The following is a 26,512-nucleotide window of genomic DNA, read 5'->3' on the forward strand; positions in this document are numbered from 1 at the left end:
CTCACCGGGCGCGGGCGGACCGCGTCGGCCGTGGTGCGTGGAACGGAGTGAGTGCCATGAGGGTCATGCTGAGAGCCACCATCGACACCGAGGCCGGGAACGAGGCGATCGGCAACGGCACCCTGCCGAAGCTGATGCAGTCGATGATCGAACGGCTCAAGCCCGAGGCGGCCTACTTCGGCCCGCACGAGGGACACCGGGCGTGCTTCTTCGTGTTCGACCTGCGGGACAGCTCGGAGCTGCCGGGCCTCGCCGAGCCGCTGTTCGAGCAGCTCAAGGCGAAGATCGAGGTCCAGCCCGTGATGAACGCCGATGACCTGCGCAAAGGGCTCTCCGCGCTCCAGGGCTAGCGGGCTCGCGGTACCCGCACCACGCCCTCCTGGATCACCGTGATCGCCAGGCGGCCGTCCCGGGTGTAGATGCGGGCCTGTCCGAGACCCCGGCCACCGTGGGCCGACGGGGACTCCTGGTCGTACAGCAGCCACTCGTCGGCGCGGAACGGGCGGTGGAACCACATCGCGTGGTCCAGGGAGGCGCCCACCACGTCGCCGACCGCCCAGCCGCCGCGGCCGTGGGCCAGGAGGACGGAGTCGAGCAGGGTCATGTCGGAGACGTACGTGGCCAGGACGACGTGCAGCAGCGGCGTGTCGATGTCGCCGTCCAGCTTGCCGTTGGTGCGGAACCAGACCTGGGAGTGCGGGGACCGGGGCGCGCCGAAGCTGCCGTAGGGCGGGTCGTCCACATGGCGCAGGTCCACCGCCGCCCTGGTCTCGACGAAGCGCTCCACCACCTCCGCGTCCAGGTGGGCGTAGCTCCGCAGGCGGTCCTCCGAGGTGGGAAGCGTCGCCGGGTCGGGGGCGGGCGGCATGGGGGTCTGGTGGTCCAGGCCCTCCTCGTACGTCTGGAAGGACGCCGACAGGTGGAAGATCGGGTGGCCGTGCTGGACCGCGACCACGCGCCGCGTGGTGAAGGAGCGGCCGTCGCGGATGCGGTCCACCGTGTAGACGATCGACGCTCCCGGGTCTCCCGGGCGCAGGAAGTACGCGTGCAGGGAGTGCGCCGGGCGGTCGGCGGGGACCGTGCGGCCCGCCGCCACCAACGCCTGGGCCGCCACCTGGCCGCCGAAGACCCGGGGGACCACGGCGGACCGGGAGCGCCCGCGGAAGATGTCCCGCTCGATCTGCTCCAGGTCGAGCAGATCGAGCAGGGACTGAAGTGCCTGACTCATGGGGTCAGTTGTATCTGGCAATCTTTTCGCGGACCTTACCGACCCGTGTCCTCGCGGACCGGCGTCCTCACAGACCCATGTCCTTGGCGATGATCATCTTCATGACCTCGCTGGTGCCGCCGTAGATGCGGTTGACGCGGTTGTCCGCGTACAGGCGGGCGATCGGGTACTCGTTCATGTAGCCGTAGCCGCCGTGCAGTTGCAGGCAGCGGTCGATCACGCGGTGCGCGACCTCGGTGCAGAACAGCTTGGCGCTCGCGGCCTCGGCGGCCGTCAGCTCACCGGCGTCCAGCGCCTCGAGCGCACGGTCGGCGACCGCCTCGGCGGCGTCCACCTCGGCCTGGCAGGCGGCCAGTTCGAACTTGGTGTTCTGGAACGCGGCGACCGGCTTGCCGAAGACGGTGCGCTCCTGCACGTACTGCTTGGCGAACCGCACCGCCGCCTTGGCCTGCGCGTACGCGCCGAAGGCGATGCCCCAGCGCTCGGAGGGCAGGTTGGCGCCGAGGTAGTAGAAGCCCTTGTTCTCCTCGCCGAGGAGGTCCTCCACCGGCACCTTCACGTCGACGAACGCCAGCTCGGCGGTGTCGGAGGTCTTCAGGCCCAGCTTGTCCAGCTTGCGGCCGACCGAGTAGCCCTCGGACTTGGTGTCGACGGCGAAGAGGGAGATGCCGTAGCGGCGGTCCTCGGCGGTCGGCGCGGCGGTGCGGGCGCAGACGATGACCTTGTCCGCGTGGACGCCGCCGGTGATGAAGGTCTTGGCGCCGTTGAGGACGTAGTGCGTGCCGTCCTCGCTGAGCTTGGCGGTGGACTTCATGCCCGCGAGGTCGGAGCCGGTGCCCGGCTCGGTCATCGCGATGGCCCACATCTCCTCGCCGGAGACGAACTTCGGCAGGAAGCGCTTCTTCTGCTCGTCGGTGGCGAGCATCTTGATGTACGGGAGGGCGAGCAGCACGTGCACGCCCGAGCCGCCGAACGTGACGCCCGCGCGGGCCGTCTCCTCGTACTGGATCGCCTCGAACTTGTGCGTCTCCAGGCCCGCGCCGCCGAACTCCTCCGGCACGTTGATGCCGAAGACGCCCAGCTCGCCGAGCTTGTAGTAGAAGTCGCGGGGCGCCTGGCCCGCCGCGAACCACTCGTCGTACACGGGTACGACCTCGGCCTCGATGAAGGCGCGCAAGGTCTCCCGGAACGCCTCGTGATCCTCGTTGAACACCGTACGGCGCACGCCGCCACCTCCACGGGTACATGTCTAAGCGCTTGCTCAGAGGCCTACCGTACCGGCGAGTACGGATCGTCGTCCAGAGCGGGAACCGTGGGGCTCGTCACGCTGCCCCGGGGTCACGACCGTCTCAGGGCGAACCAGAGTTCCATCCGTACGTCCGGGTCGTCCAGGTCCGTCTCCAGGAGCGCCGCGCAGCGGGCGACGCGCTGGCGGACCGTGTTGCGGTGCACGGACAGCGCCACGGCCGTGCGGTCCCAACTGCCGTGCAGGGAGAGCCAGGCGCGCAGGGTCGCGATGAGGGTGGGGGTGAGCGGGGCGAGGAGCGCGCGGGCGTGCGCCTCGGCCTCGGTGGGCGGGACGAGGTCCGCCAGCCGGGGCGTGCCGTGGCGGACCAGCGGCGCGCGGGTGGCCCGGGCGCGGGCCAGGGCCCGGGCGGCCTGGGTGTCCGCCGCGGGCCAGTCCGGCGGGCCGACGGGGGCGCTGACGCCCAGGGTCCAGCCGGGCTGCGCGGCCGGTGCGCGGTCGGCGGGCACCAGGACGCGGACGACGTCCTCCGCCAGGTCCACCAGGGGCGAGCCCAGCGCCGTGCCCAGGGCCGCGGCCGTCAGCGGGTCGGGAGCGGTCCTGGCCTGCGGCCCGGCGTGCACCACCAGCCACCGCTCCGCCTCCAGCAGCGGTGCCACCTCCTCCGGCGCGGCCCCCAGCAGCAGCCGCACCAGCGCGGAGGAGCGCGCCGCCGCCGCGCCGCTCAGGTGCTCGCCGGTGAGGAGCGAGAGCAGCACGGCGGCCACCGAGACGACGGTGTGGTCACCGGGGGCGCGGCGCGGGGCGGCGACCCCGAGGGCGTAGCCCTGACCTCCGGTGCCGAGCGCGTACGCCGTGAGGTGGGACTCCCGCTCATGGGTGCCCGTGGCCGTCGTCGACGCCCGCGCCGACAACTGCCGCGCCAGCTCCCGCAGGGCCGTTCGCGCCCCGTCCCCCGGCGCCCGCCCCGCCCGCGCGACCTCCGCGCCCTCCGGGTCGTAGAGGACCGCCCACCCCTCGACCCGCTGGGCCAGCTGCCGCAGCACCGACGGCACCGGGTCGGGCCGGGCCGCCGCCGCGGCGAGGCTCTGCTGGGCCTCGGTGACGCGGCGCAGTTCCGTGTGGCGGGCGCGGGCCATCAGCTGCCAGACGGCCCGGGCCACGCCCGCGAAGGTGGTCCGCGGCTCCACCTCGAGCAGCGGCAGCCCGTGCGCCTCACAGGCCGCGACCAGCCCCTCCGGCACCGTGTCGTGCACGGGCGCCAGCCCGAAGCCGAGGGCGGCGCCGCCCGCCGCGACGATCCGGCCGACGTAGCCCTCGAAGTACGCGCTCCCCGGGGCACCCGGGACGTGCGTGCCCGCCGTCAGCAGCAGCTCGCCGCCCAGCAGGTACGGGTACGGGTCGGCCATCTCCGAGCTGTGCGCCCCGTGGATCGCGACGCCGGACGCGGCGGGCCCGGCGATCTGCCGCAGCGCCAGGTCCGCACGGGCCAGCAGGTCCGACAGCGGCACCGCGGGAGTGGGCGGAAGGTCCGCGGGGACAGCCATGGTGTGCGTTTCCTCCATTCCAGCCCCGGCATCTGAAGGAAACGTACACTTCGCGGCCGCCCGGCGGCGGTCCTAGTGTCGGCCCCGCGTGCATACGCGATGATGAGCGAGAAAGCGTACGAAAGAAGGCATAGCCCCATGACCAGCAACGAGACGCCCCGCGGACCCGTCGACTCCTCCCGCGTCCCGCGGTACGCCGGTCCCGCGACCTTCGCCCGGCTGCCCCGCCTGGACGAGGTCGGCACCGCCGACGTCGCCGTCGTCGGGGTGCCGTTCGACTCGGGCGTCTCGTACCGTCCCGGCGCCCGCTTCGGCGGCAACGCGATCCGTGAGGCGTCCCGGCTGCTGCGGCCGTACAACCCGGCGCAGGACGCCTCCCCCTTCGCGCTCGCGCAGGTCGCGGACGGCGGGGACATCGCGGTGAACCCGTTCAACATCAACGAGGCGGTCGAGACGATCGAGGCCGCCGCCGACGACCTGCTCGGTACCGGCGCCCGGCTGATGACCCTCGGCGGTGACCACACCATCGCGCTGCCCCTGCTCAGGAGCGTCGCCAAGAAGCACGGGCCGGTCGCCCTGCTCCACTTCGACGCGCACCTGGACACCTGGGACACCTACTTCGGCGCCGAGTACACGCACGGCACCCCCTTCCGGCGCGCGGTCGAGGAGGGCATCCTCGACACCTCGGCGCTGTCGCACGTCGGCACGCGGGGTCCGCTGTACGGCAAGCAGGACCTCACCGACGACGAGAAGATGGGCTTCGGCATCGTCACGTCGGCCGACGTCTACCGGCGCGGCGCCGACGAGGTGGCCGACCAGCTCCGCCAGCGCATCGGCGACCGGCCGCTGTACATCTCCATCGACATCGACTGCCTGGACCCGGCGCACGCGCCCGGCACCGGCACCCCCGAGGCGGGCGGCATGACCTCCCGCGAGCTGCTGGAGATCCTGCGCGGCCTGGCGTCCTGCCACCTGGTCTCGGCGGACGTCGTCGAGGTGGCGCCCGCGTACGATCACGCCGAGATCACGTCGGTGGCCGCGTCCCACACGGCGTACGAACTGACCACGATCATGTCCCGCCAGATTGCGGAGGCCCGCGCGAAGTGACCCACGACCACGACCTGGTGCTCCGCCCCACGCCCGCCCAGACGGAGGCCGCCCTCAACCCTCCCCCGGGCCGCACCGGCGGGGACCTGGTCGTGGAGACGCTGGCCGGGCTCGGCGCGACCACCGTCTTCGGGCTGCCCGGCCAGCACGCGCTCGGCGTGTTCGACGCGCTGCGCCGCTCCGACCTGCGGTACATCGGCCTGCGCGTGGAGAACAACGCCGGGTTCGCGGCGGACGCGTACGGCCGGATCACCGGTGAGGCGGCGCCGCTGCTGCTGTCGACCGGGCCGGGCGCGCTGACCTCGCTGGCCGCGCTCCAGGAAGCGGCGGCGGCGAGCGCGCCCGTGCTGGCCGTCAGCAGCCAGGTGCCGACGGCCGGGCTGGGCGGCGGACGCCATGGCTATCTGCATGAACTCCCGGACCAGGCGGCCTCGTTCCGGGGCGTGGTGAAGTCGGTGCACACGGTCCGTACGCAGTCACAGATACCGTCCGCCATCGCCGCCGCCTGGCAGTCGGCGCTGACCGCTCCGCACGGGCCGGTGTGGGTGGAGATCCCGCAGGACGTGCTCACGGCCCAGACGGTGATCCCGGTGGTGACCGGCGGTGACGCCTTCCCGGAGGAGCTGCCCCCGCGCCCCGAGCTGACGGCCCTCGCCGCCGATCTGCTGTCCAAGGCCGCGCGACCGGCGATCATCGCGGGCGGGGGAGTGGTGCGCGCGGACGCGGCGAAGAAGCTGCGGCAACTGGCCGAGCGGCTGGACGCTCCCGTCGTCACCACCTTCGGCGGCAAGGGCGCCTTCCCCTGGACGCATCCGCTGTCCCTCCAGTCCTGGCTGGAGGACCGGCACACCACGGACTTCCTGGAGGACGCCGACGTCCTCCTCGTAGTCGGCTCGGGGCTCGGCGAACTCTCCTCGAACTACCACACGTTCAAGCCGCGCGGCCGGGTGATCCAGATCGAGGCCGACCTCGGCAAGCTGGAGTCCAACCACCCGGCCCTCGGTGTCCACGCCGACGCCCGGCTCGCCCTCCAGGCGCTGCTGGAGACGGTCGAGGAGCGCACCGACCCCACGGCGCCGGAGCGGGTGCGGGCGCTGCTGGAGCGGGTGCACGGCCGCGTCGCCGCCCAGGAACTCACGCTGGAGCAGGACGTACTGGCGGCCGTCCGCCGCGCCCTGCCCGCGCGGTCGCCGTCCTTCTGGGACATGACGATCCTCGCCTACTGGGCCTGGTCCGCTTTCGACGCCAAGGCCCCCAACACCATGCACTCCGCCCAGGGCTCCGGCGGCCTCGGCTACGCCTTCCCGGCCGCCCTGGGCGCGGCAGCCGCCGACCCGACCCACCCGGTTCTCGCGGTGTCCGGCGACGGCGGCGCGCTGTACTCCGTCGCCGAGCTGGCGACGGCCCGGCAGTACGGCCTGGACGTCACCTGGCTGATCGTCGACGACGGCGGCTACGGCATCCTGCGCGAGTACCTGACCGACGCCTACGGCGAGACCACGGCGACGGAGCTGACCCGGCCGGACTTCGTCGCCCTCGCCGAGTCGTTCGGGGTCCCCGGGGTCCGTACCACCCCCGGGACCCTGGAACGGGACCTCGCGAAGGCGCTGGCGTCACCCGGGCCGTCGGTGGTCGTCCTCCCGGCGGTGCTGCGGATGTTCGCGCCCACGCATCTCGGCTGAAGACGCCTGAGCGTCAGCAGGCGCCCGGGCCCACCCCGTCGATGCGGCCGCCGAAGTCGCCGAGGTAGCGCGAGCGCCAGTCGCCGTTGAAGACGTCCCGCTTCTCCACGGGACCCCAGTTGACGAAGCAGGCGCGGGTGCTCGCGACGAACGAGCCGACGTGGTCGTGCAGGTGGGGCGGCATGTCGCGGTAGCCGCTGCGTGCCGTCCACTCCCAGGTGCTGCCGCTGAAGCCCTCCCCGCTCCAGAAACACACCGAGCCGTCGGCACAGGCGGGCGGGGCGGCGGCGTCGAGCTGCTGGGCCGCGGCGCCCGGGGCGGGCAGCACCAGGGCGGTGAGGGCGAGCGCTGCGGCGGCGGACCAGGTACGAAGCTTCACGGTGTTCTCCATGGCTGTGTGGACCGGTGGCCCCGGCGAGGTCACCGGGGCGCAGCCATCGTCCCGAGCGCATGGCCCGCCCCGCGGTGAACGGCCGTTCACACCACCTGTTGGAGCGAACCGGTGGCTCGGCGCGGAGATCCACCGGGCGCGCGGAGCGCCGGTGCGCGGGGCGCACGGGCCCCGGACACCGGCGCCAAAAGCGCCGCTACCAGATCGCCTCCACCCACTCCGGGTGGTCGATGAACGGGTTCCGGTTCCCCTGGTAGTTGGTGTAGATGAGCTGGTTGCGGCGCTCCTCGAAGGCGTCCGGCGGGTCCTGTACGTTCCACTGCTTCAGCACCGACAGACGGCCGTGGTAGGGCACGCTGCCGTTGCTGACCGCGTCGTTGGGCTCCAGGTCGGGCCAGCCGTCGGTGCCCTCGTAGCGGACGGCCATGTAGAGGATCATGCGGGCCACGTCGCCCTTGACGGCGCTGCGCGGCTCGAAGGAGTTGGCGTCGGTGAGGCTGCCGCCGCTGTTGGTGAACGAGCTGCCGCCGAGGTCGAAGTCCTTGTTGCCGCGGATGCTGTTGACCTGGACGTCCTCGGGGCGCAGGTGGTGCAGGTCGGTGCCGGGCCCGGCGGAGGTGCCGAAGTCGCCGTGCGACTGCGCCCACACGTGCTCGCGGTTCCAGTTGCCGGTGCTGCCGCCGTTGAGGGACTTGCTGCGGGAGATGCCGGAGTAGAGCAGCCGGACGTTGGCGCTGTTGCTCGGGTCCTGGTCGGTGACCTTCAGCGCCTCCCAGACCGCCGAGTAGGAGATCTTCGTCTGCTTGCTGATGATCGTGTTCAGCGAACTCTTCAGGCTGGCGCCGGTCTTGCCGATCGCGTCCTTGTAGTACGTCGAGTCGTAGGCGGTGGTGGTCGCGGCGGCCGGGGTGGCGGTGAGCGCCGGGGCCGTGAGGGCCACCAGGACGGCGGAGACGGCGAGGGCGAGCGGCCTGAGGCGGTGACGGCGTACGGGGGGCACGGGCATGGGGGTGTCCGTTCTACGCGGGTTGACTGAGCGGCCGAGAGGTAGCGTGGCATGAACATGCATACCCACGGGTGAACGGCGGATTTCCGTCGTGCGTCGGAAATCCCCCCGCGCCGACGGCACTTCACGACATGTCCGCCCCGCCGTCACCGCTCCCGCCTACGGTGGCGCCCATGCGTATGAGATCCGCACTCGCCACCGTCACCGCCGCCCTGACGGCCGCCACCTGCCTGTCCGCCGCCGGGGCGGCCCACGCGAACGCGCCCGCGAGCCACGCCTGTTCGGGCTCCGTCGCCCTCCGGGGCTTCTCCGACGCCCTCGACAAGACGACGTACGAGGGCACGTACGTCGGCAACTTCTCCGCGCTCGCCACCGACCGCGACGGCACGCTCGCCGCCCTCTCCGACCGCTCCGCCCTCTTCGCGCTGGACGCCCGGACGCTCCAGCCGCGCCGGGTCACGCCGCTCGCGGACGAGGGCGGGGCGGCGCTGGACTCGGAGGGCATCGTCGTGGACCGGGACGGCACGTACCTGATCTCCGACGAGCGCGAGCCCGCCGTACGGCGCCACTCCCGCACCGGCGAGATCGTCGACCGCCTCCCCGTGCCGGACGCGCTGCGGGTCGCCCCGGCCGGGCGGGCCGTCACCAACGGCACCTTCGAGGGGCTGACCATGCTGCCCGGCGGCCGGACCCTGCTGGCGTCGATGGAGGCCGCGATCTCCGGCGACAGCGCGGGCCTCCTCCGCTTCCAGACCTGGCAGCGCGCCAAGGGCGGCCACTTCCGGCTCGCGGAGCAGTACGGCTACCGCGCCGACACCGGCCTCGGCGTCGTCGAGGTCACCGCCCTGGCCGACGGCCGTCTGCTCGTCCTGGAGCGCGGCTGGACCTCCGGCGTCGGCAACACCGTCCGCCTCTACCTCGCCGACCCCCGGCACGCCACGGACACCGGCGGCATCGAGAACCTGACCGGCCAGGACGGCGTACGCCTGATCCGCAAGACACCGCTCGCGGACCTCGTCGACTGCCCCGACCTCGGCGCCACCGCCAAGCAGCCACAGCCCAACCCGCTGCTCGACAACATCGAGGCGATGGCGGTCACCGGCCGCACCAAGAACCGTCTCGAGGTGCTGCTGGCCAGCGACGACAACCAGAGCACCACGCAGATCACCCGCTTCTACTCGCTGCGCGTGCGCCTGTGACCCGTCGGCGGGGCCTGCCGGGATGAAATCCGCCCCCGTCCGCGTTGGTGCCTTCCGGAAGATCAGGTCGATCGCAGTCGATCACAGTCGACGGAAACGGGTGGCACCGCGTGGACGAGCAACGGGGATGGGCACGGCGGCTGGCCGGATACGCCTGGCGGTATCCGAAGGACGTCGTCCTCGCCCTGGGGTCCTCACTGGCCGGGATGGCCGTCATGGCGGTCGTACCGCTGATCACCAAGGTGATCATCGACGACGTCATCGGGGACAAGAGCCGTGACATGGGCGTCTGGGCGGGCGCCCTGATCGGCGCGGCGCTGCTCGTGTACGTCTTCACCTACATCCGCCGCTACTACGGCGGACGGCTCGCCCTCGACGTCCAGCACGACCTGCGCACGGAGATGTACGGCACGATCACCCGGCTCGACGGCCGCCGTCAGGACGAGCTGTCCACCGGGCAGGTCGTCGGCCGGGCCACCAGCGACCTCCAGCTGATCCAGGGCCTGCTGTTCATGCTCCCGATGACCATCGGGAACTTCCTGCTGTTCCTGATCTCCCTGGTGATCATGGCGTGGCTGTCCGTACCGCTCACCCTGGTCGCCCTGGCCGTCGCCCCCGCGCTGTGGTGGATAGCCAAGCGCAGCCGCACCCGGCTGCACCCCTCCACCTGGTACGCGCAGGCCCAGGCCGCCGCCGTCGCGGGCGTCGTCGACGGCGCGGTCAGCGGCGTCCGCGTGGTGAAGGGGTTCGGGCAGGAGGCGCAGGAGACCGGCAAGCTGCGCGAGGTCGGGCGCAAGCTGTTCGCGGGCCGACTGCGGACCATCCGCCTGAACAGCCGCTACACCCCCGCCCTCCAGGCCGTCCCCGCGCTCGGGCAGGTCGCCATGCTGGCCCTCGGCGGCTGGCTCGCCGTACGCGGGCAGATCACCCTCGGCACGTTCGTCGCCTTCTCCACCTACCTCGCCCAGCTCGTCGGCCCGGTCCGGATGCTCGCCGTGGTGCTCACGGTCGCCCAGCAGGCCCGCGCGGGCACCGAACGCGTCCTGGAGCTGATCGACATCCGGCCGTCGCTGACCGACGGCACCAAGGACCTGCCCGCCGACGCCCCCGCGACCGTCGAGTTCGACGACGTCTCCTTCGGCTACGACCCCGACCGGCCCGTCCTCGACGGCCTCTCCTTCCGCATCGCCCCCGGCGAGACCCTCGCCGTCGTCGGCTCCTCCGGCTCCGGCAAGTCGACCGTCTCGCTGCTGATGCCCCGCTTCTACGACGCGACCGGCGGCGCCGTCCGCATCGGCGGCCACGACGTGCGCGAGCTGACCCAGGAGTCGCTGCGGGCCGCGATCGGACTGGTCCCGGAGGACTCCTTCCTCTTCTCCGACACCGTCCGCGCCAACATCGCCTACGGCCACCCGGACGCCACCGAGGAGCAGATCCTCCAAGCCGCCCGCGCCGCCCAGGCGGACCGCTTCATCGCCGAGCTGCCCGACGGCTACGACACCAAGGTGGGCGAGCACGGCCTCACCCTCTCCGGCGGCCAGCGCCAGCGCGTCGCGCTCGCCCGCGCCCTGCTCACCGACCCCCGCCTGCTCGTCCTCGACGACGCCACCTCGGCCGTGGACGCCCGCGTCGAGCACGAGATCCACGAGGCCCTCCAGCACGTCATGGCGGGCCGCACCACCCTGCTGATCGCGCACCGCCGCTCCACCCTCAACCTCGCCGACCGCATCGCCGTCCTGGACGCCGGACGCCTCGCCGACGTCGGCACCCACGAGGAACTCCAGCGGCGCTCGGCCCTGTACCGCCGCCTGCTCACCGACCCCGACGAACTGGGCGCCGTCTCCCCGGGCCACACCGTGCCCGAGGTCCCGGAGGAGGACACGTCCGTCCGCGACGAGCTGGACGCCGAGTTCGACGCCGAGCGCGGCATCACCCCGAGGCTGTGGGCGGGCGAGCGCCAGCCCAGGGACGCGGCGATGGAGGGCAGCCCCGCCACCCCCGAACTCCTCGCCCAGGTGGACGCCCTGCCCCCGGCGACCGACGTCCCGGACGTCGACGAGGACCGCGCGGTCACCCCCGAGGACTCCTACGGCCTGCGCCGACTGCTGCGCGGCTTCGGGCTCCCCCTGCTGGTCAGCCTGGGCCTGGTCGCGGTGGACGCGGGCATGGGCCTGCTGCTGCCGGTCCTGATCCGGCACGGCATCGACAGCGGCGTCACCCAGATGGCCACCGGCGCGGTCTGGGCGGCCTCGGTGCTCGCGCTGCTCTCCGTGCTCGCCCAGTGGGCCGCGCAGACCGGCGAGATCCGGATGACCGGCCGCACCGGTGAGCGGGTCCTGTACGCCCTGCGCCTGAAGATCTTCGCCCAGCTCCAGCGGCTCGGCCTGGACTACTACGAGCGTGAGCTGACCGGCCGGATCATGACCCGGATGACCACCGACGTGGACGCCCTGTCCACGTTCCTGCAGACCGGCCTGGTCACCGCGTTCGTCTCGGTCGTCACCTTCTTCGGCATCATGGTCGCCCTGCTGGTCCTCGACGTGGGCCTCGCCCTGGTCGTCTTCGCCACCCTGCCCCCGCTGGTCATCGCCACGTTCTTCTTCCGCCGGGCGAGCGTGAAGGCGTACGAACTGGCCCGCGAGCGGGTCTCCACCGTCAACGCCGACCTCCAGGAGATGGTCTCCGGGCTGCGGATCGTGCAGGCCTTCCGGCGCGAGGGCGACGGCGGCCGGGCGTTCGCCGAGCGCAGCGACAGCTACCGTCAGGCCCGCGTCCACGGCCAGTGGCTGATCTCCATCTACTTCCCGTTCGTGCAGTTCCTGGCGTCGGCCGCCGCTGCCGCCGTACTGATCGTGGGTGCGGGCCGGATCGAGGCGGGCACGCTGACGACGGGCGCGCTGGTGGCGTACCTCCTCTACATCGACCTGTTCTTCGCGCCCGTCCAGCAGCTCTCCCAGGTGTTCGACGGCTACCAGCAGGCGTCCGTCTCCCTGGGCCGCATCCAGGAACTCCTGCGCGAGCCGACCTCCACCCGGAACGCCGCCAAGCCCGCCGACGTGCGCGCCCTGCGCGGCGAGATCGCCTTCGAGGACGTCCACTTCGCCTACGGGGGCGCCGATGACGGGGAAGCGGCGCTGACCGGCATCGACCTGCGCGTCCCCGCCGGGCAGACCGTCGCGTTCGTCGGTGAGACCGGCGCGGGCAAGTCGACGCTGGTGAAGCTGGTGGCGCGGTTCTACGACCCGACCGGCGGCCGGGTCACCGTCGACGGCGCCGACATCCGCGACCTGGACCTGACGGCGTACCGGCACCGCCTGGGCGTCGTACCGCAGGAGGCGTACCTCTTCCCCGGCACCGTCCGGGACGCCATCGCCTACGGGCGGCCCGACGCCACCGACGCCGAGGTGGAGGCGGCGGCCCGCGCGGTCGGCGCCCACGAGATGATCGCCACGCTGGAGGGCGGCTATCTGCACGAGGTCGCCGAGCGTGGCCGCAACCTCTCCGCCGGGCAGCGCCAGCTGATCGCGCTGGCCCGCGCCGAACTCGTCGACCCCGACGTGCTGTTGCTCGACGAGGCGACGGCCGCGCTCGACCTGGCGACGGAGGCGCAGGTCAACCAGGCGACGGACCGGCTGGCGGGCCGCCGTACCACGCTCGTCGTGGCCCACCGGCTGACCACGGCCGCCCGCGCGGACCGGGTCGTGGTCATGGACCACGGGCGGGTCGCCGAGGACGGCACGCACGACGAACTGCTCGCCCGCGACGGCCGGTACGCCGAGCTGTGGCGCACCTTCATCGGCGTACCGGAGGAGAAGGACCTGACCCCGGCCTCCCGCTGACGCAACCAACCCCCCTACGCCGTGCGTCCGTACACCAGTACGTCCAGGGCGGGCAGGGAGGTCGTGCGGGTGGGCAAGGGTGCGATACGCCGATGGCTGGTGCTGGGCACGGCGGTGCTGACCGCGTCCGGGCTGCTGACGCTGATGACGCCCACGGACGCGCAGGCGGCGTCCTCCTGCGCGGGCCGCAAGGTCAGGTCGCTGCCGTTCTCCACCGGCACCGTGCACGTGCACCGCAGCGGCGGTTACGTCTGCGCGGTCACCCTCCCCAAGAACCCCGGCCCGCGGCGCACGATGTCGGTGAGCGTGCGGGCGCGCGGCAACCGGCCGGTCGTCGACAAGGGCAAGTACCGCTACCGCGCGGGCCCGGTGACCGTGCACGCCGGTCAGCGGTGCGTGTGGGTGAAGGGCAAGGTGGGCCGCGGTTCGGTCAGTTCGGGCTGGATCCTCTGCTGAGCCCCCTGGTGTCCCGGAGGTTGCTCCGATAGCTTCCGGCGCACATCTGATTCACAGGGAGGCTGCATGCGCAAGGCGCTCAGATGGCTGCTCGCGCTCACGGTGTTCATAGGCACACTGAGCACGGCGGGGACGGCCACCGCTGCCCAGCCGGAGGCCACGGACATCAAGGACCGGCTCCTGGACATCCCCGGGATGAGCCTGGTCGAGGAGAAGCCGTACCCCGGGTACCGCTTCTTCGTCCTGAACTACACCCAGCCGGTCGACCACCGGCACCCGGCCAAGGGCACGTTCCAGCAGCGGATCACCGTGCTGCACAAGGACGTCTCGCGCCCCACGGTCTTCTACACCGGCGGCTACAACGTCTCCACGACGCCCAGCCGCCGTGAGCCGACCCAGATCGTGGACGGCAACCAGGTCTCCATGGAGTACCGCTACTTCACCCCGTCGCGCCCCGACCCGGCCGACTGGACCAAGCTGGACATCTGGCAGGCCGCCAGCGACCAGCACCGCGTCTTCACGGCGCTCAAGCCGCTCTACGACAAGAAGTGGCTGTCGACGGGCGGTTCGAAGGGCGGCATGACCGCCACCTACTACGAGCGCTTCTACCCGCGCGACATGGACGCGGTCGTCGCCTACGTCGCCCCGAACGACGTCGTGAACAAGGAGGACTCGGCCTACGACCGCTTCTTCGCCACCGTCGGCACCGAGGAGTGCCGCGACCGGCTGAACGGCGTCCAGCGCGAGGCCCTGGTGCGCCGCGAGCCGCTGGAGGAGCGCTACGCCGCCTACGCCGCCGAGAACGGCTACACGTTCGACACCGTCGGCAGCCTGGACAAGGCGTACGAGGCCACGGTGCTCGACTTCGTCTGGGGCTTCTGGCAGTACAGCCTGCTGTCCGACTGCGACACCATCCCGGCGGACGCGAAGAACGCCACGGACGACCAGATCTGGGAGACCGTCGACACCATCGCGGGCTTCTCGTTCTACACCGACCAGGGCCTGTCCCCGTACACGCCGTACTACTACCAGGCGGGCACCCAGCTCGGCGCGCCGACGATCCACTTCCCGCACATCGAGAAGGAGTACGTCCGCTACGGCTACCTGCCGCCGCGCTACTTCGTGCCCCGGGACATCCCGATGCGGTTCCAGCCGTCCGCGATGCGCGACATCGACAGCTGGGTCCAGCACAACGCCACCCGGATGCTGTTCGTCTACGGCGAGAACGACCCGTGGGGCGCCGAGCCCTTCCGCCTCGGCAAGGGCGCGCGGGACTCCTACGTCCTCACCGCCCCCGGCGCCAACCACGGCGCCCGGGTCGCCGGGCTGGTCGAGGACGAGCGGGCGCTCGCCACGGCCCGCATCCTAAAGTGGGCGGGCGTGGCCCCGGCCGCCGTACAGGCGGACCCGACGGCCGCGAAGCCGCTCGCGAAGTTCGACGCGAAGCTGGACAAGCGGGGCGCTGAGCGCACCCTGCGGCCCTAACTAGAGGGCGAGCGCGCAGCCCACGGGAAGCGCGCCGTCGAGATGGACGTACAGGGCGGTCGACTCCGGGCACCGCGCCCGGTGGTCGACCGCCTCCGTCACCCGGTACTCCGGCCGCCGCCCGCCCCGCCCGTCGCACGCGGTCTCCCGGACCTGCCCCTCGGCCGAGCCGTGCAGGCAGTCACCGACGATGGTCCGGGGCCCGCCCCCGGCGCCGGGATCGCCGGGGTGCGGCGGCTGGAGGGAGCGCATACAGGCGTACCCGCCCGGCACCCTGCCGTCGCCGTCCTCGTCGGACGCGGGCCGCCGCTCGCTGATGTGCAGGACGAAGTCGGTTCTCGCGGGGCAGGGCGGCCCGTCGTCCTCCGTGCCCGCGTGCCGGGCGACGACCCGCGCGGCGGCCCGCTCACTGGCGCAGGGCACCTCGGTGAAGCTCGTGGTGCCGAAGGAACTGCACTCGTCGATGCCGAGGAAGACGGCGCCGTAGCCGGGCTGCGGGACCGCGGACGGCCCCGTCTCCGGCGGACCGTCACTCGGGCGACACGCCGTCACCAGTACGGCCGCCACGGCCAGCCCCACCACACCACCGCACACCCGCATGACCATCCCCCGCGCCCAGCGTGGCCCGCTCCCACGGGCGCACGCCAGAGGCGCTCAGGACTGCGCGGCACGCGGTGCGCGCGCTTGAGCGCCCTAGTAGGACAGCCCGTGCCCGATGGCGTACAGCACCCGCGCCGGGTCGTCCGCCCGCTGCACCGGCACCGGCAGCCGCCCGCGCGGTGCCACCCGCCCCGCGATCACCCGCGCGGCGGCGCGCAGTTCGACGTCCGTCCAGGAGTACGTCGCCAGGTACGCCTTGACCGAGGGGAACCGCGCGACGTCGTACGGGTTGCGGATGGCCACCGCCACCACTGGTCTCCCGGTCGCCTGCAGCCGCTCGACCAGGGTGCGCTGGGCGCTGGTCGCGGTGACGTTGTAGGTGGCGACCACGATCGCGTCGGCGTCCTGCGCGGCGGCCACGGCCTGGTCGATGACCGCCGCGGAGGGGCTGGTTCCGGTCGGCAGGGCGGTGGCCGTGAAGCCCAGTTCGGTGAGGGCGCCCGCGAGGACGCGGGTGGGCGGCCCGGTGGTGCCGGAGGGGGAGGAGAGGTCGGGCCCGGCCACCAGGAGCCTGCGGTGGCGGCGCGGGCTGAGGGGCAGCAGGGGGCCGTCGTTGACGAGCAGGGTGGTGGTCCGCTCGGCGATACGGTCGGCGGCCTCCAGGTGCCCCCGGACGCCGACCGTGTGCTCGACCCGGCGCGGACTGACGTACGGCTCGTCGAACAGCCCCAGCTTCGCCTTGAGCCGCAGCACGCGCAGGAGGGACTCCTCGAGCCTCGCCTCGGTCAGCTCGCCGTCGAGGACGGCCTGCCGGACGGCGTTCCAGGCGAGGTCCAGCTCGGGGGCGTTGAGCAGCAGGTCGACGCCCGCCTTCAGGGCGAGCACGGGCACCCGGTCGTCGCCGTACTTGGTGCGGACGCCCGCCATGTCGAGGGCGTCGGTGACCACCACGCCGTCGTAGCCGAGGCGTTCGCGCAGGATGCCGGTGAGGATGGGGCGGGAGAGGGTGGCCGGGTCGCCGGAGTCGTCGAGGGCCGGGACCAGGATGTGCGCGGTCATGATCGAGTCGATCCCGGCCTCGACCGCCGCGCGGAACGGCGGCTCGTCCAGGGTCTCCCACTGCTCACGGGTGTGCGTGATGGTCGGGAAGCCGTAGTGGCTGTCGACCTCGGTGTCCCCGTGCCCGGGGAAGTGCTTGGCGGTCGCGGCGACGCCCGACTTCTGGTACCCGGTCACCTCGGCGGCGACCAGCGCGGACACCGCCTGCGGGTCGGCGCCGAAGGACCGCACGCCGATGACCGGGTTGGCCGGGTTGACGTTCACGTCGGCCACGGGGGAGTAGTCCTGCCGGATGCCCATGGCGCGCAGTTCGCGTCCCGCGATCCGGCCCAGGGTCCGGGCGTCGGGGACGGACCCTCCGGCGCCGATGGCCATCGCGCCCGGGAAGAGCGTGGCGGGCTTGCCGACGCGGGCGACGATGCCGTGCTCCTGGTCGGTGGAGACCAGCACGGGCAGCCCGCGCGGGAGTTCGAGGGACGCCCGCTGGATGCCGTTGGAGAGGGCGGCGATCTGGTGCGGGTCGCGGGTGTTGTGCGCCCAGGCGAAGTAGATGACGCCGCCGAGCCGGTACTTGGCGATCAGCTCGGCGGCCGTCCGCACGCCGAACTGCTGGAGGTTGGCGTCGATGTCGGCCTGGTCGGGTTCGGTGGCGGAGTGGCCGTAGACCCGGGAGACGAACAGCTGTCCGACCTTCTCCTCCAGCGTCATCCGCGAGATGAGGGCGCGCAGGCGGTCGTCGTCGGGGGCGGCGTACGCGGGTGCTCCCATGCTGAGGGCGGCGGTGACGCCCGCCGTGGCGGCGAGGACGGTACGTCGGGAGGGGGCGGCGGTGACGGGGTGTCTGGAGGGGCCCGATGCGGTGCTGGCCGTGCCGGTGTCTTGCACGTGCGCTCCTTCCGGAGGGGAGCCGCTGAAGGAAACTTCCGAGGTGTCACCAATATCCGGGAAGTTTCTGCCAGTCAAGGGAGTGAGCGGCCGAAGGAGGGCGGGGACCGTCACCGGCGCATGGGAGGGGGACGCGCCGGTGACGGCCCGCGGGTGGGACGGGCGGGGGTGGCGGCGGGTTCCCCGGCGTCGGCTCAGCGAGCCGGATGGTGGATGCTCTGGGGCGGCGGCCAGTGGGCCTGGAGCGTACGCACCGTCTCGGCGAGCGCGGGACGCCGCCCGAGCCCCGTGCGCCACAGCGCGTACAGCCGCCGTACCGGCGCGGGATCGAGCGGCACCTCCACCACCCCCGCGGGCAACGGCCCCCGCCCCAGCCGAGGAATCACACAGATCCCGAGCCCGGCCGCGACGAGAGCGACAAGGGTGGGATTCTCATCGGCCTGATGCACGACCTCGGGCTCGTGCCCCGCCGTCCGCAACGTCCGCAACAGCCACTCATGGCACACCCGCCCCGGCGGCTGGCACACCCACCGCTCCCCGCCCAGGTCCTCCCGCCGCACCGACGGCCGCCCGGCGAACCGGTGCCCCTCCGGCACCAGCAGCGTGCACAGGTCCTCCCCGATCACCGCCTGCTCCACCCCCGACGGCAGCGTCAGCGGGGCGATGTCCCAGTCATGCGCCACGGCCAGATCGACGGCGCCCTTGGCGACCATGTCGACGGACAGATGCGGGTCGATCTCACTGAGCCGGGCGTCCAGCGCGGGATGCCGTACGGCGAGATCCGCCAGCACGCCGGGCAGCAGCCCGCGGGCGGCGGACGAGAACGCGGCGATGCTGAGCCGTCCCGACGGCTTGCCCCGCCGCTCCTCCAGCTCGACCTCGGCCCGCTCCACGAGCCCGAGCAACTCCGCCGCGACGGACACGAGTTGATGAGCCTCGGCGGTGAGCCGCACCCCCCGCCCCTCTCGCTCCAGGAGCACGGTCCGGGTCTCCCGCTCCAACTTGGCGATCTGCTGGGACACGGCGGAGGAGGTGTACCCGAGGGCGCTGGCGGCGGCGCCGACGGTGCCGTGCACGGAGACGGCGTGCAGGGCGCGCAGCCGTTGCAGATCAAGCACGACAACTCCCCTCGGTGCGTATTTTCACGGATGTTACGTGGTCTTCTCCACGGCATACTCGGCTGCCGCCGAAGGGCGGAGAACCGGTGACGAGTGGGGGAGTCATGGAACGACGGAGAGGCACCCGGCTGGGGGCGAGCATGGCGACGGCGATGGCTGTGCTGCTGCTCGGCGCGTGCGGGGGCGGGAGCGAGGGCGGGGACGACGCCGCCGCGACGACCACGGCCACGACCAAGCCACCCACGGACAGCACCCCCACCGAGCAGCCCACGAGCGAGGTGGAGGAAGCGCCGCCCTCCTCGCCTGCGGCGGGCGCGCAGCCGGACACGAACCTCGAGGAGGTCGTCCTGAAGCCCGGAGACCTCGCCGAGTTCCAGATCACCGAGTCCCCGGGCGGCAACCGCGACACCCCACCCACCAAGGCCAGCCCCGCCACCTGCCAGCCGGTGGAGAACTTCCGCCTGGACGCCTACGCCCCCGAACCCTCGACCACGGTCCGCCGCCTCGCCCTGGCCACCAGCGGTGACTACCTGGGCACGGGGACGACCATCACCCTGGCCGCCTTCGGCCAGCCGGACGCCGAGCAGATCATGTCGGACCTGCGGGACGCGGTGGCGGCCTGCGCCAAGGGCTACTCCGGAGGCGCACTCACCTTCACCGAGGTGCGGAAACTCACGCCGGTCGACATCGGCGACGAGGCTGTGTCCTTCCACCTGACCGGCCGCGCCAACCCGACGTCGTACACCGTCGTCCGCCAGGGATCCGTCCTCGTCCGCTTCAGCTCCGCGATCGGCACGGGCAAGGAGGCGGAGGTGCCTCAGCCGGTGGTCGTCCAGCAGGTCATGAAGCTCATGGCCGCGCTTGACTGAGCCCGCCCGCGAGGAAGTCGGCCCAGGCGGTGGGGGAGACGGTGAGGTGGGGGTGGGTGGGGGTCTTGGAGTCGCGTATGTGGATGGCGGAGGTGAGGGCCACCTCGACGCATTCGCCTCCGCTGGAGTCGCTGTAGCTGCTCTTGGACCACGTCAGCTCGGTCATAGCTCACCTGCCAACCGCTCGATCAGGGCGACGGATTCCTCCGGAGGGAGGGCCTGACTTCTGATCATCGCATAGCGGCGCGCCAGGACACCGGCGTCATCCGGACTGGAGACGAGGGTGCTGTGGCCATTGCCCTCCATGTAGGCCAGCGTTGTCTGCTCCGCCGTCTCCAGAACGGTCAAGGGACCCTGCAAACCCGCATGTGCCCACAGATCCTTCGGCATGACCTGGAGCACCACGTTCGGCCGTACCGCGCAGGCGACCAGGTACTTGCACTGCCCTCGCAGAACCTCGGAACCCCCGACGCGACGTCGTAGCGCGGCCTCTTCGAGAATCACGTTGATGACGCAGGTCGGCTTCCGGTCCAGCAACGCCTTGCGTTCCATGCGCGCGGAGACGAGCAACTCCACGTCTTCCAGTGGCGGGAAGGCGCACCCCAGCAGCGCACGGGCGTAGTCCTCCGTCTGCAGCAGACCGTGCACGAACTGCGTGCAGTACGAGGAGACGCTGATCGCCTCCTGCTCCAACTGCACGAACCCCTGGAAATGAGCCGGATACCGCTCCAGCCGTAGGTACTTGGCCGCGGCCGAGATGATCCCCCCGGCTTCCAGGGCTTTCTCCGCCGCCTGGATGAACTCGTCCGTCGCGGGCTTGGCGCAGGTCTCCACCGCACTCACCGCCGCACCCGAGTAGGCCATCCGCTCGCCCAGTTCGTTCTGTGACAGCCCCGCGGCCGTGCGCAGCATCCGCAGCACCTCGCCGAAGTACTGCGCGGCCGGTGACGACGACTTCTTCCCGGACTGCCCCATTGCAGTCACCCCCTCAACACAGCTCAACGCCGATTCCACACGCGGCCCAACTCCGTCGCCAACCAGGAACGTTGACGCTAGGTCACTAGTGACGCTAGCAACCAGGACTGACAGTGGAGGCGTGAACACAGAAAGTCACCGCACCTGGTACCGCCGCTTCATGCCGGTCGTCGAAAACGTCGCCGAGGCCCGACACGGCGTCCGTGTCGTGCTGGATTCCTGGGCGGTCCCGAAGGACACCGCGGAGACGGTCGCCCTGATCGTCACGGAGCTGGCGGCGAACGCGGTCACCCACGCCCGCCGCCCCGGCCGTACCTTCGACGTGGGCCTGACCTGCGACGGCGGCAAGACGATCGAGATCGAGGTCTTCGACCCGTGCCCCCGGCACCCGACCCCGAAGCCCTACGACCCGGAGGCGACTTCGGGCCGGGGCCTGCTCCTCGTCGAGTCGCTCTCGGACACGTGGGAGGTCAGGGAGCGGGAGTGCGGGAAGACGGTGTGGGTGAGGGTCGTGCGGTGAGCGGGCGACGGGCTGGTCAGCCGGTGAAGGGCTCCAGGGCGAAGCGCCCCACCACCACGAAGGCGGCCAGGGCGAGATAGCCGCCGTCCAGCAGCGCGGCCCTGGTCTCGCCCCGCCGGATCCGCATGGTCACGGCGCCGGTCATGACCAGGGTCAGGCCGCTGGCCGCCAGCGGGACCAGTACCGGCGCGATGTCGAGCAGGGCGGGCAGGACCAGGCCCACGGCACCGAGGATCTCCAGTGCTCCGATGGCCTTGAGGGTGCCGGGCCTGAAGTCGAGGACCCAGCGTGCGGCGGCCATCATCGTGGCCATCCTCTCCCGTGGGACGAACAGCTTCCCGAGGCCGGAGAGCAGGTAGACGGCGGTCAGCAGGCCGGTGATGATCCACAGTGCGGTGTTCACGGGGTCGGGGTCTCCGCGTCAGCCGAACTGTCCGGGCTGGTAGTCGCCGCCCGGCGTCCGGGTGATCACGTTCAGCCGGTTGAAGGCGTTGATCAGACAGATCTCGGCCACCAGGGCCATCAGCTGATCCTCGTCGAAGTGCTTCGCCGCGTTCGCCCACGCCTCATCGGTGACGCCGCCGGAGTCGGCGAGGCGGGTGCCCTGCTCGGTGAGTTCCAGCGCCGCCCGCTCCGCGTCGGTGTAGACGGTCGTCTCCCGCCACGCCCCGACCAGGTTGATCCGCACCATGCTCTCACCGGCGGCTGCGGCGTCCTTGGTGTGCATGTCCAGGCAGCCGCCGCAGCCGTTGATCTGGCTGGCGCGGATCTTCACCAGCTCCTGCACCGCCTTCGGCAGCGTGGAGTCGGTGACGACCTTGTCCGACGAGATGATGTACCTGGCCCACTTCGCCCCGACCTCGTTGGCCATGGGGTTGATACGGGTTTCCATCTCGCTCTCCTTCGTCTGTCGGATGCTTGCACCCCTACGACGAAGCGCCCCGCCGTCACGTAACAGCCACCGCTACTCGGGCCGCGCGGGCAGCCCCATGGTGGCGAGGCGCTTGCGGTCGCTCACGGTCAGCAGCTCGACGATCCGGCCGTCGGCCACGGTGCACGCCGCCACGCCGAGCAGCTTGCCCTTCGCGCCCCAGGCCACGAACCCGGGTTCGCCGTTGACCAGGACCGGGAGCATCGAGGTCATCGACCGCATGCCGCGCAGGACCGAACCGGCCACCTCGGCCGCCCCGACCGTGGTCTTCACGCCCTGCGAGTGGTACGTGCGCCAGGTCACCCTCGGATCGAGCAGCCGTACGAGCCCCTCGAAGTCCCCGTCCCGCGCCGCGGCGAGGAAGGTGTCGACCACCGCGCGCTGCCGCCGCGGCTCCTCCTCCGACAGTGAGGTGCCCCGCACCTTCCGGCGGGCCCGGCTGGCGAGCATCTTGGTCGCGTCGGTGGACCGGCCGACGATCTCGCCGATCTCGGCGAAGGGCACCGCGAACATGTCGTGCAGGACGAACGCCAGCCGCTCGCTGGGCGTGAGGTTGTCGAGCACCACCAGCAGGGCCAGCCCGACCGTTTCGGCGAGTATCGCGTCGTCCTCGGGTGCCGAGCCGCCGTCCACGGTCACCACCAGCTCGGGCAGCCGGTCCTCGTACGGCAGCTCGGCCCGGGCCCTGCGGGAGCGCAGCACGTCGATGCAGACCCGGCCGACCACGGTGGTCAGCCAGCCCGCCAGGTTGTCGATCGTGGCCGCGTCCTGTCGCGCCAGCCGGATCCAGGCCTCCTGCACCGCGTCCTCGGCGTCCACCCGCGACCCGAGCATCCGGTGGGCGACCGCCACCAGGCGCTCGCGCTGCTGCTCGAAGGCCGCCGCCAGTGCTTCATGCGGGCCTGATCCGGTCATGTCGTTACCTTCCCTGCGCGAACCGCGTCATGGTCATGACGAGGCCGAAGGCGACGAGGTAACCGTTCGGCGTGCCCGGAAGCCCGCCCTCACGCCGAGTCGTTCAACAGCCGCCCCAGATGGTCCCGCCCTCCGGCCAGCAGACCGGCGAGCGGCGCCGCGTCCGCGTACCACCGCTTCTCGTACTCCCAGCACAGCCACCCGTCCCACCCGTGCCGGGAGAGGATCTCGACGCACTCGGCGAGGGGGAGGACACCGGCGCCCAGCGGCAGCGGGGTGGTGTCGTCGGCGGAGAGGATGTCCTTGACCTGGACGTAGCCGAGGTGGGGGGAGAGGGCGGCGTAGGTCTCGGAGGGCTGTTCGCCGCCGAGCCAGGTGTGCATGACGTCCCAGAGGGCGCCGACCTGGCGGTGGCCGACCAGGCCGAGGACGCGGATGGTGTCGGCGGCCGTGCGGTGGGAGTCGTGGGTCTCCAGGAGGATGCGCACGCCCGCGTCGGTGGCGTGCTCGGCGGCCGTGCCCAGGCGGCGGGCGGCGGTCGCGTCGGCCTCCTCCGGGGACTGGCCGTGCACATCGGCGCCGGGGAAGACCCGGATGTACGGGGCGCCCAGATCGCGGGCGAGGTCGAGCAGGGCGCGCAGTTCGGCGAGTACGGGCTCGTCGTCGCCCGGCGCGGCCACGCGCGCGTACCCGGCGAGGCCGAGGATCTCGACCCCGGTGGCCTTGAAGTGGGCCGCCACCTCCGTCCGTTCGGCGGGGGAGAGGCCGGTGTGGACCGGCTCCTCGGGGTGGGTGCGCAGTTCGACGCCGTGGTAGCCGTGCTCGGTGGCGAGCCGCGTCACGTCGGGGAGGGGGAGACCGGGGACGCCGAGAGTGGAGAACGCCAGCTTCATGTTCATCGACCCTACTCGTCACTCCGGCGCCGGGCGCAGCGCGAGGCGCCAGTCCTGGCCCATCAGATCCTTGCCGAAGGAGCGGTGGGGCTTCTCCGCGACCAGGACGAATCCATGGCGCTGGTAGACGCGGCGGGCGGCCGACAGCACGTCGTTCGTCCACAGGGTCAGGTCGCGGTAGCCGACGCCGCGCGCGAAGTCGATCACCGCCGTGACCAGCCGGTCGCCGATGCGCAGGCCGCGGGCGTCGGGCTCGACCAGGAGCAGGCGCAGCCGCGCGGTCGCGGGCGCGTCGTCCCGTACGCACATCACGCAGCCCACCGGCCGCCCGTCCAGCTCCGCGATCCACGCCCGCTCCAGGTGCGGGTCGTGGTCCTCGGCGAAGTCGGCGACGATCCGGGCGACGAGCCCCTCGTAGTCGGCGTTCCAGCCGTACTCGGCGGCGTAGACCGCGGCGTTGCGCTGCACGATCCAGCCGAGGTCGCCGGGGCCGGGCTCACGCAGCAGCACGTCCTCGGGGCGGGGCGCGCGGCTGTCGTCGCCGAGGATCTCCCGGACCGTGCTCAGGGCCTCGGAGAGGCGGGGGCGGTCGGCGGGCGCCACGGTGGCCAGCAGCGCGCCGACCGTCTCCCGGGCCCGCTCGTCCAGCCGCGCGGCGGTCTCACGGCCCGCGCCGGTGAGGCTGATCCGGCGTCGGCGCGGGTCCTTCTCCGAGGGCCCGCGCTCGATCAGCCCGTCCTGCTCGAAGCGGTTGAGGATACGGCTCAGATAACCGGCGTCCAGATGCAGCTGACCCCGCAGATCGGCGGCGTCGGTCTGCGGGGCGTGCGCCAGCTCGTACAGCACCCGCGACTCGGTGAGGGTGTACGGGGCGTACAGATGGCGGCCGTAGTCGAGGGCGCCGATGACGTTGGTGTAGAAGCGGTTGAAGGAGCGGATGTCCTGGACGGTCATGAACGGCCCCCGGTCCCAGACCCTTGGATAGTTGACTCAGTCAGAGGTTATTCGGCGGCAAGCCTAGGCCGCCCTCTGCTTTCCGTCCATGCCCGACCCGAAAGCAGTGTGTTTTCCGTCACAGGTATATTTATGATTTGAATGCATGGGATGCTTCGACGCGCTCTATGTGTTCAAGTAATGAACGAATAGGGGACCTGATTAGGGACCTGTGGCCCTTCCCTTCGAGGGGCTCTCCAGTGGAGGCGATCCCGGGTGTTACGGCCTGCGGATGGCTGAAATTCGTCAGTCCGCGAGGAGCGCCGACAGCTGCGGCGAGTACGCCGAGTGCAGCACGAGGGCCGCGCTCCCCACCGGCGCCGCGTCCGCGCCGTGCGGGGACGCGGTGATGTCGACGACCCGGATGTGGCGGGACACCGGCCTGGTGGCGAGCGCGGACGCGACGACGTCCACGTACCGCGACTCCACGTGCCCGATGCCGTGGCCGCCGAGCACGATCAGGTCAACGTCCAGCAGATTGGCCACACTTGAGGCCACCGTGGCGACCTGCGCCGCGGCCTCGTCGATCACCGCGACGGCGACCGGGTCCCCGGCCGCGGCGGCGCGCCGGATCGCGGCGTGGTCGACGGACGCCGGATCCTCTGCGAACGTTTGCGAGAGCGAAGAACTGCCGGGCTGTCCGGCCAGTCGCCGCCGCGTCTGGCCCACGATCGCCGACGGGCTGGCGAACATCTCCAGGCAGCCCCGGTTGCCGCAGTAGCACTCCGGTCCGTCGGGCCGTACGGACAGGTGGCCGAACTCCCCGGCGTTCAGTGAACCACCGCGATACACCTGGTGGTTGAGGATGAGGCCGCCGCCGATGCCGGTGCCGAAGAAGAAGTAGGCGAAGTTCGCCACGCCCCGGCCCGCGCCGGACCAGCGTTCGCCGATGGCGGCGGCGGTCGCGTCGTTGTCCAGGGTGACCGGCATGCCGGTGGCCTCGGCGAGCATGTGCTGCAAAGGGATCCGGTCCAGATGGGCGAGGCTCGGCGGGGCGGCGACCATGCCGAGTTCCTGGTCGAGCGGCCCCGGCGTGGCGAGGCCCAGGCCGAGGACGCGGTCCCGTGGGACGTCCGCCTCGGTCAGCGCGGCGTCCGTCAACTCCGCCATGGCGGCGACGACTTGGGTGGCATCGGAGCCCGGGGGAGTGGGCCGTCTTCTGATGACCAGGGGGCGGCCGAGCAGGTCGAGCACGGCGCAGGCGAGCTGGGCGGCGTCGAAGTGGAGCCCGACCGCGCTGCGGGCGGCGGCGTTGACCCGCAGTCCGGTGCGCGGTTTGCCGCTTCCGGAGGCCCGGCTCGAGCCCTCCTCCCGCACGATCCCCTGGTTGATCAGACGCCGCACGATGCCCGACACGGTCTGTGGTGTGAGGCCCGTGTGCGCCGCGATCTCCACCCGGCTGATGCCGTCGGACCGCTGGATCTGGTCAAGTACGACCGCCTGGTTGTATCGCCCGACTTTCGGCAGGTTTGTACCGGATTGCTGCACTGGTGCCCTCTCCCGCTGGTCCACCTCGCCTCGCGCTTGACTTAGTAAAACAAATGAACTTAACGTCCGGACCAGTTTCC

Annotated in this window: 25 protein-coding genes; 9 read left to right on the forward strand and 16 right to left on the reverse strand. The window is 72.0% G+C overall.

Translation table 11 applies throughout. From position 1 onward, the window contains the following. Positions 1-56: 56 nt before the first annotated feature. The gene (locus ACFVQG_RS12810) at positions 57-350 is read left to right on the forward strand and encodes a hypothetical protein (protein WP_383380484.1); all 294 of its coding nucleotides are present in this window, start codon (positions 57-59) and stop codon (positions 348-350) included. Here the strand turns inward: ACFVQG_RS12810 and ACFVQG_RS12815 are convergent. The 3 genes from ACFVQG_RS12815 to ACFVQG_RS12825 all read right to left on the reverse strand — a co-directional run bounded on the left by ACFVQG_RS12815 (position 347) and on the right by ACFVQG_RS12825 (position 4,021). Continuing rightward, positions 347-1,228, reverse strand: a complete 882-nt coding sequence (locus tag ACFVQG_RS12815; protein WP_383380487.1) for an acyl-CoA thioesterase — start codon at positions 1,226-1,228, stop codon at positions 347-349. The genes ACFVQG_RS12810 and ACFVQG_RS12815 overlap by 4 nt on opposite strands. Positions 1,229-1,295: 67 nt before the next feature. Then, positions 1,296-2,453: an acyl-CoA dehydrogenase family protein gene (locus ACFVQG_RS12820; protein ID WP_383380490.1), complete on the reverse strand. Its 1,158-nt coding sequence runs from the start codon at positions 2,451-2,453 to the stop codon at positions 1,296-1,298. 113 nt (positions 2,454-2,566) lie between these two features. Then, on the reverse strand, positions 2,567-4,021 hold the full coding sequence (locus ACFVQG_RS12825) for a helix-turn-helix domain-containing protein (protein ID WP_383380493.1): 1,455 nt from the start codon (positions 4,019-4,021) through the stop codon (positions 2,567-2,569). Positions 4,022-4,159: 138 nt separating this feature from the next. On the opposite strand from ACFVQG_RS12825, the gene speB reads away from it, so the two are divergent. Next, positions 4,160-5,128, forward strand: coding sequence for an agmatinase (speB, locus tag ACFVQG_RS12830; protein WP_383380496.1), 969 nt, complete (start codon positions 4,160-4,162; stop codon positions 5,126-5,128). Next, on the forward strand, positions 5,125-6,810 hold the full coding sequence (locus ACFVQG_RS12835) for a thiamine pyrophosphate-binding protein (protein ID WP_383380499.1): 1,686 nt from the start codon (positions 5,125-5,127) through the stop codon (positions 6,808-6,810). The genes speB and ACFVQG_RS12835 overlap by 4 nt, the downstream gene beginning before the upstream one ends. 13 nt (positions 6,811-6,823) lie before the next feature. On the opposite strand, the gene ACFVQG_RS12840 is transcribed toward ACFVQG_RS12835, so the two are convergent. Further along, a complete protein-coding gene (locus ACFVQG_RS12840) occupies positions 6,824-7,189 on the reverse strand; it encodes a peptidase inhibitor family I36 protein (protein ID WP_383380502.1) in 366 nt (121 codons plus the stop codon). 208 nt (positions 7,190-7,397) lie between these two features. Beyond that, complete coding sequence (locus ACFVQG_RS12845) at positions 7,398-8,207, reverse strand: endonuclease I family protein (protein WP_383380505.1); 810 nt, start codon at positions 8,205-8,207, stop codon at positions 7,398-7,400. Positions 8,208-8,380: 173 nt separating this feature from the next. Here ACFVQG_RS12845 and ACFVQG_RS12850 point away from each other — a divergent pair, with 173 nt between their 5' ends. From ACFVQG_RS12850 to ACFVQG_RS12865, 4 genes are all read left to right on the forward strand, one after another. After that, a complete protein-coding gene (locus ACFVQG_RS12850; protein WP_383380507.1) occupies positions 8,381-9,406 on the forward strand; it encodes an esterase-like activity of phytase family protein in 1,026 nt (341 codons plus the stop codon). Positions 9,407-9,516: 110 nt separating this feature from the next. Continuing rightward, positions 9,517-13,245 carry an ABC transporter ATP-binding protein gene (locus ACFVQG_RS12855; protein ID WP_383380510.1) on the forward strand — a complete coding sequence of 1,243 codons (3,729 nt, stop codon included), beginning with the start codon at positions 9,517-9,519 and terminating at the stop codon, positions 13,243-13,245. 69 nt (positions 13,246-13,314) lie between these two features. Next, positions 13,315-13,701: a hypothetical protein gene (locus ACFVQG_RS12860; RefSeq protein WP_383380513.1), complete on the forward strand. Its 387-nt coding sequence runs from the start codon at positions 13,315-13,317 to the stop codon at positions 13,699-13,701. Positions 13,702-13,767: 66 nt separating this feature from the next. Beyond that, positions 13,768-15,186, forward strand: coding sequence for a S28 family serine protease (locus tag ACFVQG_RS12865; RefSeq protein ID WP_383380516.1), 1,419 nt, complete (start codon positions 13,768-13,770; stop codon positions 15,184-15,186). Here the strand turns inward: ACFVQG_RS12865 and ACFVQG_RS12870 are convergent, their stop codons facing one another. The 3 genes from ACFVQG_RS12870 to ACFVQG_RS12880 form a co-directional block, all read right to left on the reverse strand. Continuing rightward, positions 15,187-15,786: a hypothetical protein gene (locus ACFVQG_RS12870; RefSeq protein ID WP_383380519.1), complete on the reverse strand. Its 600-nt coding sequence runs from the start codon at positions 15,784-15,786 to the stop codon at positions 15,187-15,189. A gap of 93 nt (positions 15,787-15,879) precedes the next feature. Continuing rightward, positions 15,880-17,730: a glycoside hydrolase family 3 protein gene (locus ACFVQG_RS12875; protein ID WP_383380522.1), complete on the reverse strand. Its 1,851-nt coding sequence runs from the start codon at positions 17,728-17,730 to the stop codon at positions 15,880-15,882. 194 nt (positions 17,731-17,924) lie between these two features. Then, positions 17,925-18,848 (reverse strand): LysR family transcriptional regulator, encoded by a 924-nt coding sequence (locus ACFVQG_RS12880; RefSeq protein ID WP_383380525.1) that lies wholly within the window; start codon positions 18,846-18,848, stop codon positions 17,925-17,927. 104 nt (positions 18,849-18,952) lie between these two features. On the opposite strand from ACFVQG_RS12880, the gene ACFVQG_RS12885 reads away from it, so the two are divergent. Next, positions 18,953-19,717 carry a hypothetical protein gene (locus ACFVQG_RS12885; protein ID WP_383380528.1) on the forward strand — a complete coding sequence of 255 codons (765 nt, stop codon included), beginning with the start codon at positions 18,953-18,955 and terminating at the stop codon, positions 19,715-19,717. Here the strand turns inward: ACFVQG_RS12885 and ACFVQG_RS12890 are convergent. Further along, positions 19,698-19,883, reverse strand: coding sequence for a DUF397 domain-containing protein (locus ACFVQG_RS12890; protein ID WP_383380531.1), 186 nt, complete (start codon positions 19,881-19,883; stop codon positions 19,698-19,700). The genes ACFVQG_RS12885 and ACFVQG_RS12890 overlap by 20 nt on opposite strands. After that, the gene (locus ACFVQG_RS12895; RefSeq protein ID WP_383380534.1) at positions 19,880-20,731 is read right to left on the reverse strand and encodes a Scr1 family TA system antitoxin-like transcriptional regulator; all 852 of its coding nucleotides are present in this window, start codon (positions 20,729-20,731) and stop codon (positions 19,880-19,882) included. The genes ACFVQG_RS12890 and ACFVQG_RS12895 overlap by 4 nt, the downstream gene beginning before the upstream one ends. 82 nt (positions 20,732-20,813) lie before the next feature. Between ACFVQG_RS12895 and ACFVQG_RS12900 the strand changes: the two genes are divergently transcribed. Continuing rightward, positions 20,814-21,212, forward strand: a complete 399-nt coding sequence (locus ACFVQG_RS12900) for an ATP-binding protein (RefSeq protein WP_383380537.1) — start codon at positions 20,814-20,816, stop codon at positions 21,210-21,212. Between the two features lie 16 nt (positions 21,213-21,228). Here the strand turns inward: ACFVQG_RS12900 and ACFVQG_RS12905 are convergent, their stop codons facing one another. The 6 genes from ACFVQG_RS12905 to ACFVQG_RS12930 form a co-directional block, all read right to left on the reverse strand. Next, complete coding sequence (locus tag ACFVQG_RS12905) at positions 21,229-21,615, reverse strand: DoxX family protein (RefSeq protein WP_383380540.1); 387 nt, start codon at positions 21,613-21,615, stop codon at positions 21,229-21,231. An 18-nt stretch (positions 21,616-21,633) separates the two neighbouring features. Then, on the reverse strand, positions 21,634-22,104 hold the full coding sequence (locus ACFVQG_RS12910; protein WP_383380544.1) for a carboxymuconolactone decarboxylase family protein: 471 nt from the start codon (positions 22,102-22,104) through the stop codon (positions 21,634-21,636). A 72-nt stretch (positions 22,105-22,176) separates the two neighbouring features. After that, a complete protein-coding gene (locus ACFVQG_RS12915; protein ID WP_383380547.1) occupies positions 22,177-23,058 on the reverse strand; it encodes a sigma-70 family RNA polymerase sigma factor in 882 nt (293 codons plus the stop codon). A gap of 89 nt (positions 23,059-23,147) precedes the next feature. Further along, complete coding sequence (locus ACFVQG_RS12920) at positions 23,148-23,951, reverse strand: sugar phosphate isomerase/epimerase family protein (RefSeq protein WP_383381704.1); 804 nt, start codon at positions 23,949-23,951, stop codon at positions 23,148-23,150. Between the two features lie 18 nt (positions 23,952-23,969). Further along, the gene (locus ACFVQG_RS12925; RefSeq protein WP_383380550.1) at positions 23,970-24,905 is read right to left on the reverse strand and encodes a GNAT family N-acetyltransferase; all 936 of its coding nucleotides are present in this window, start codon (positions 24,903-24,905) and stop codon (positions 23,970-23,972) included. Positions 24,906-25,190: 285 nt separating this feature from the next. After that, on the reverse strand, positions 25,191-26,456 hold the full coding sequence (locus ACFVQG_RS12930) for an ROK family transcriptional regulator (protein WP_383380553.1): 1,266 nt from the start codon (positions 26,454-26,456) through the stop codon (positions 25,191-25,193). Positions 26,457-26,512: the final 56 nt, after the last annotated feature.

This window comes from Streptomyces sp. NPDC057877 (assembly GCF_042796855.1).
GTDB lineage: Bacteria > Actinomycetota > Actinomycetes > Streptomycetales > Streptomycetaceae > Streptomyces.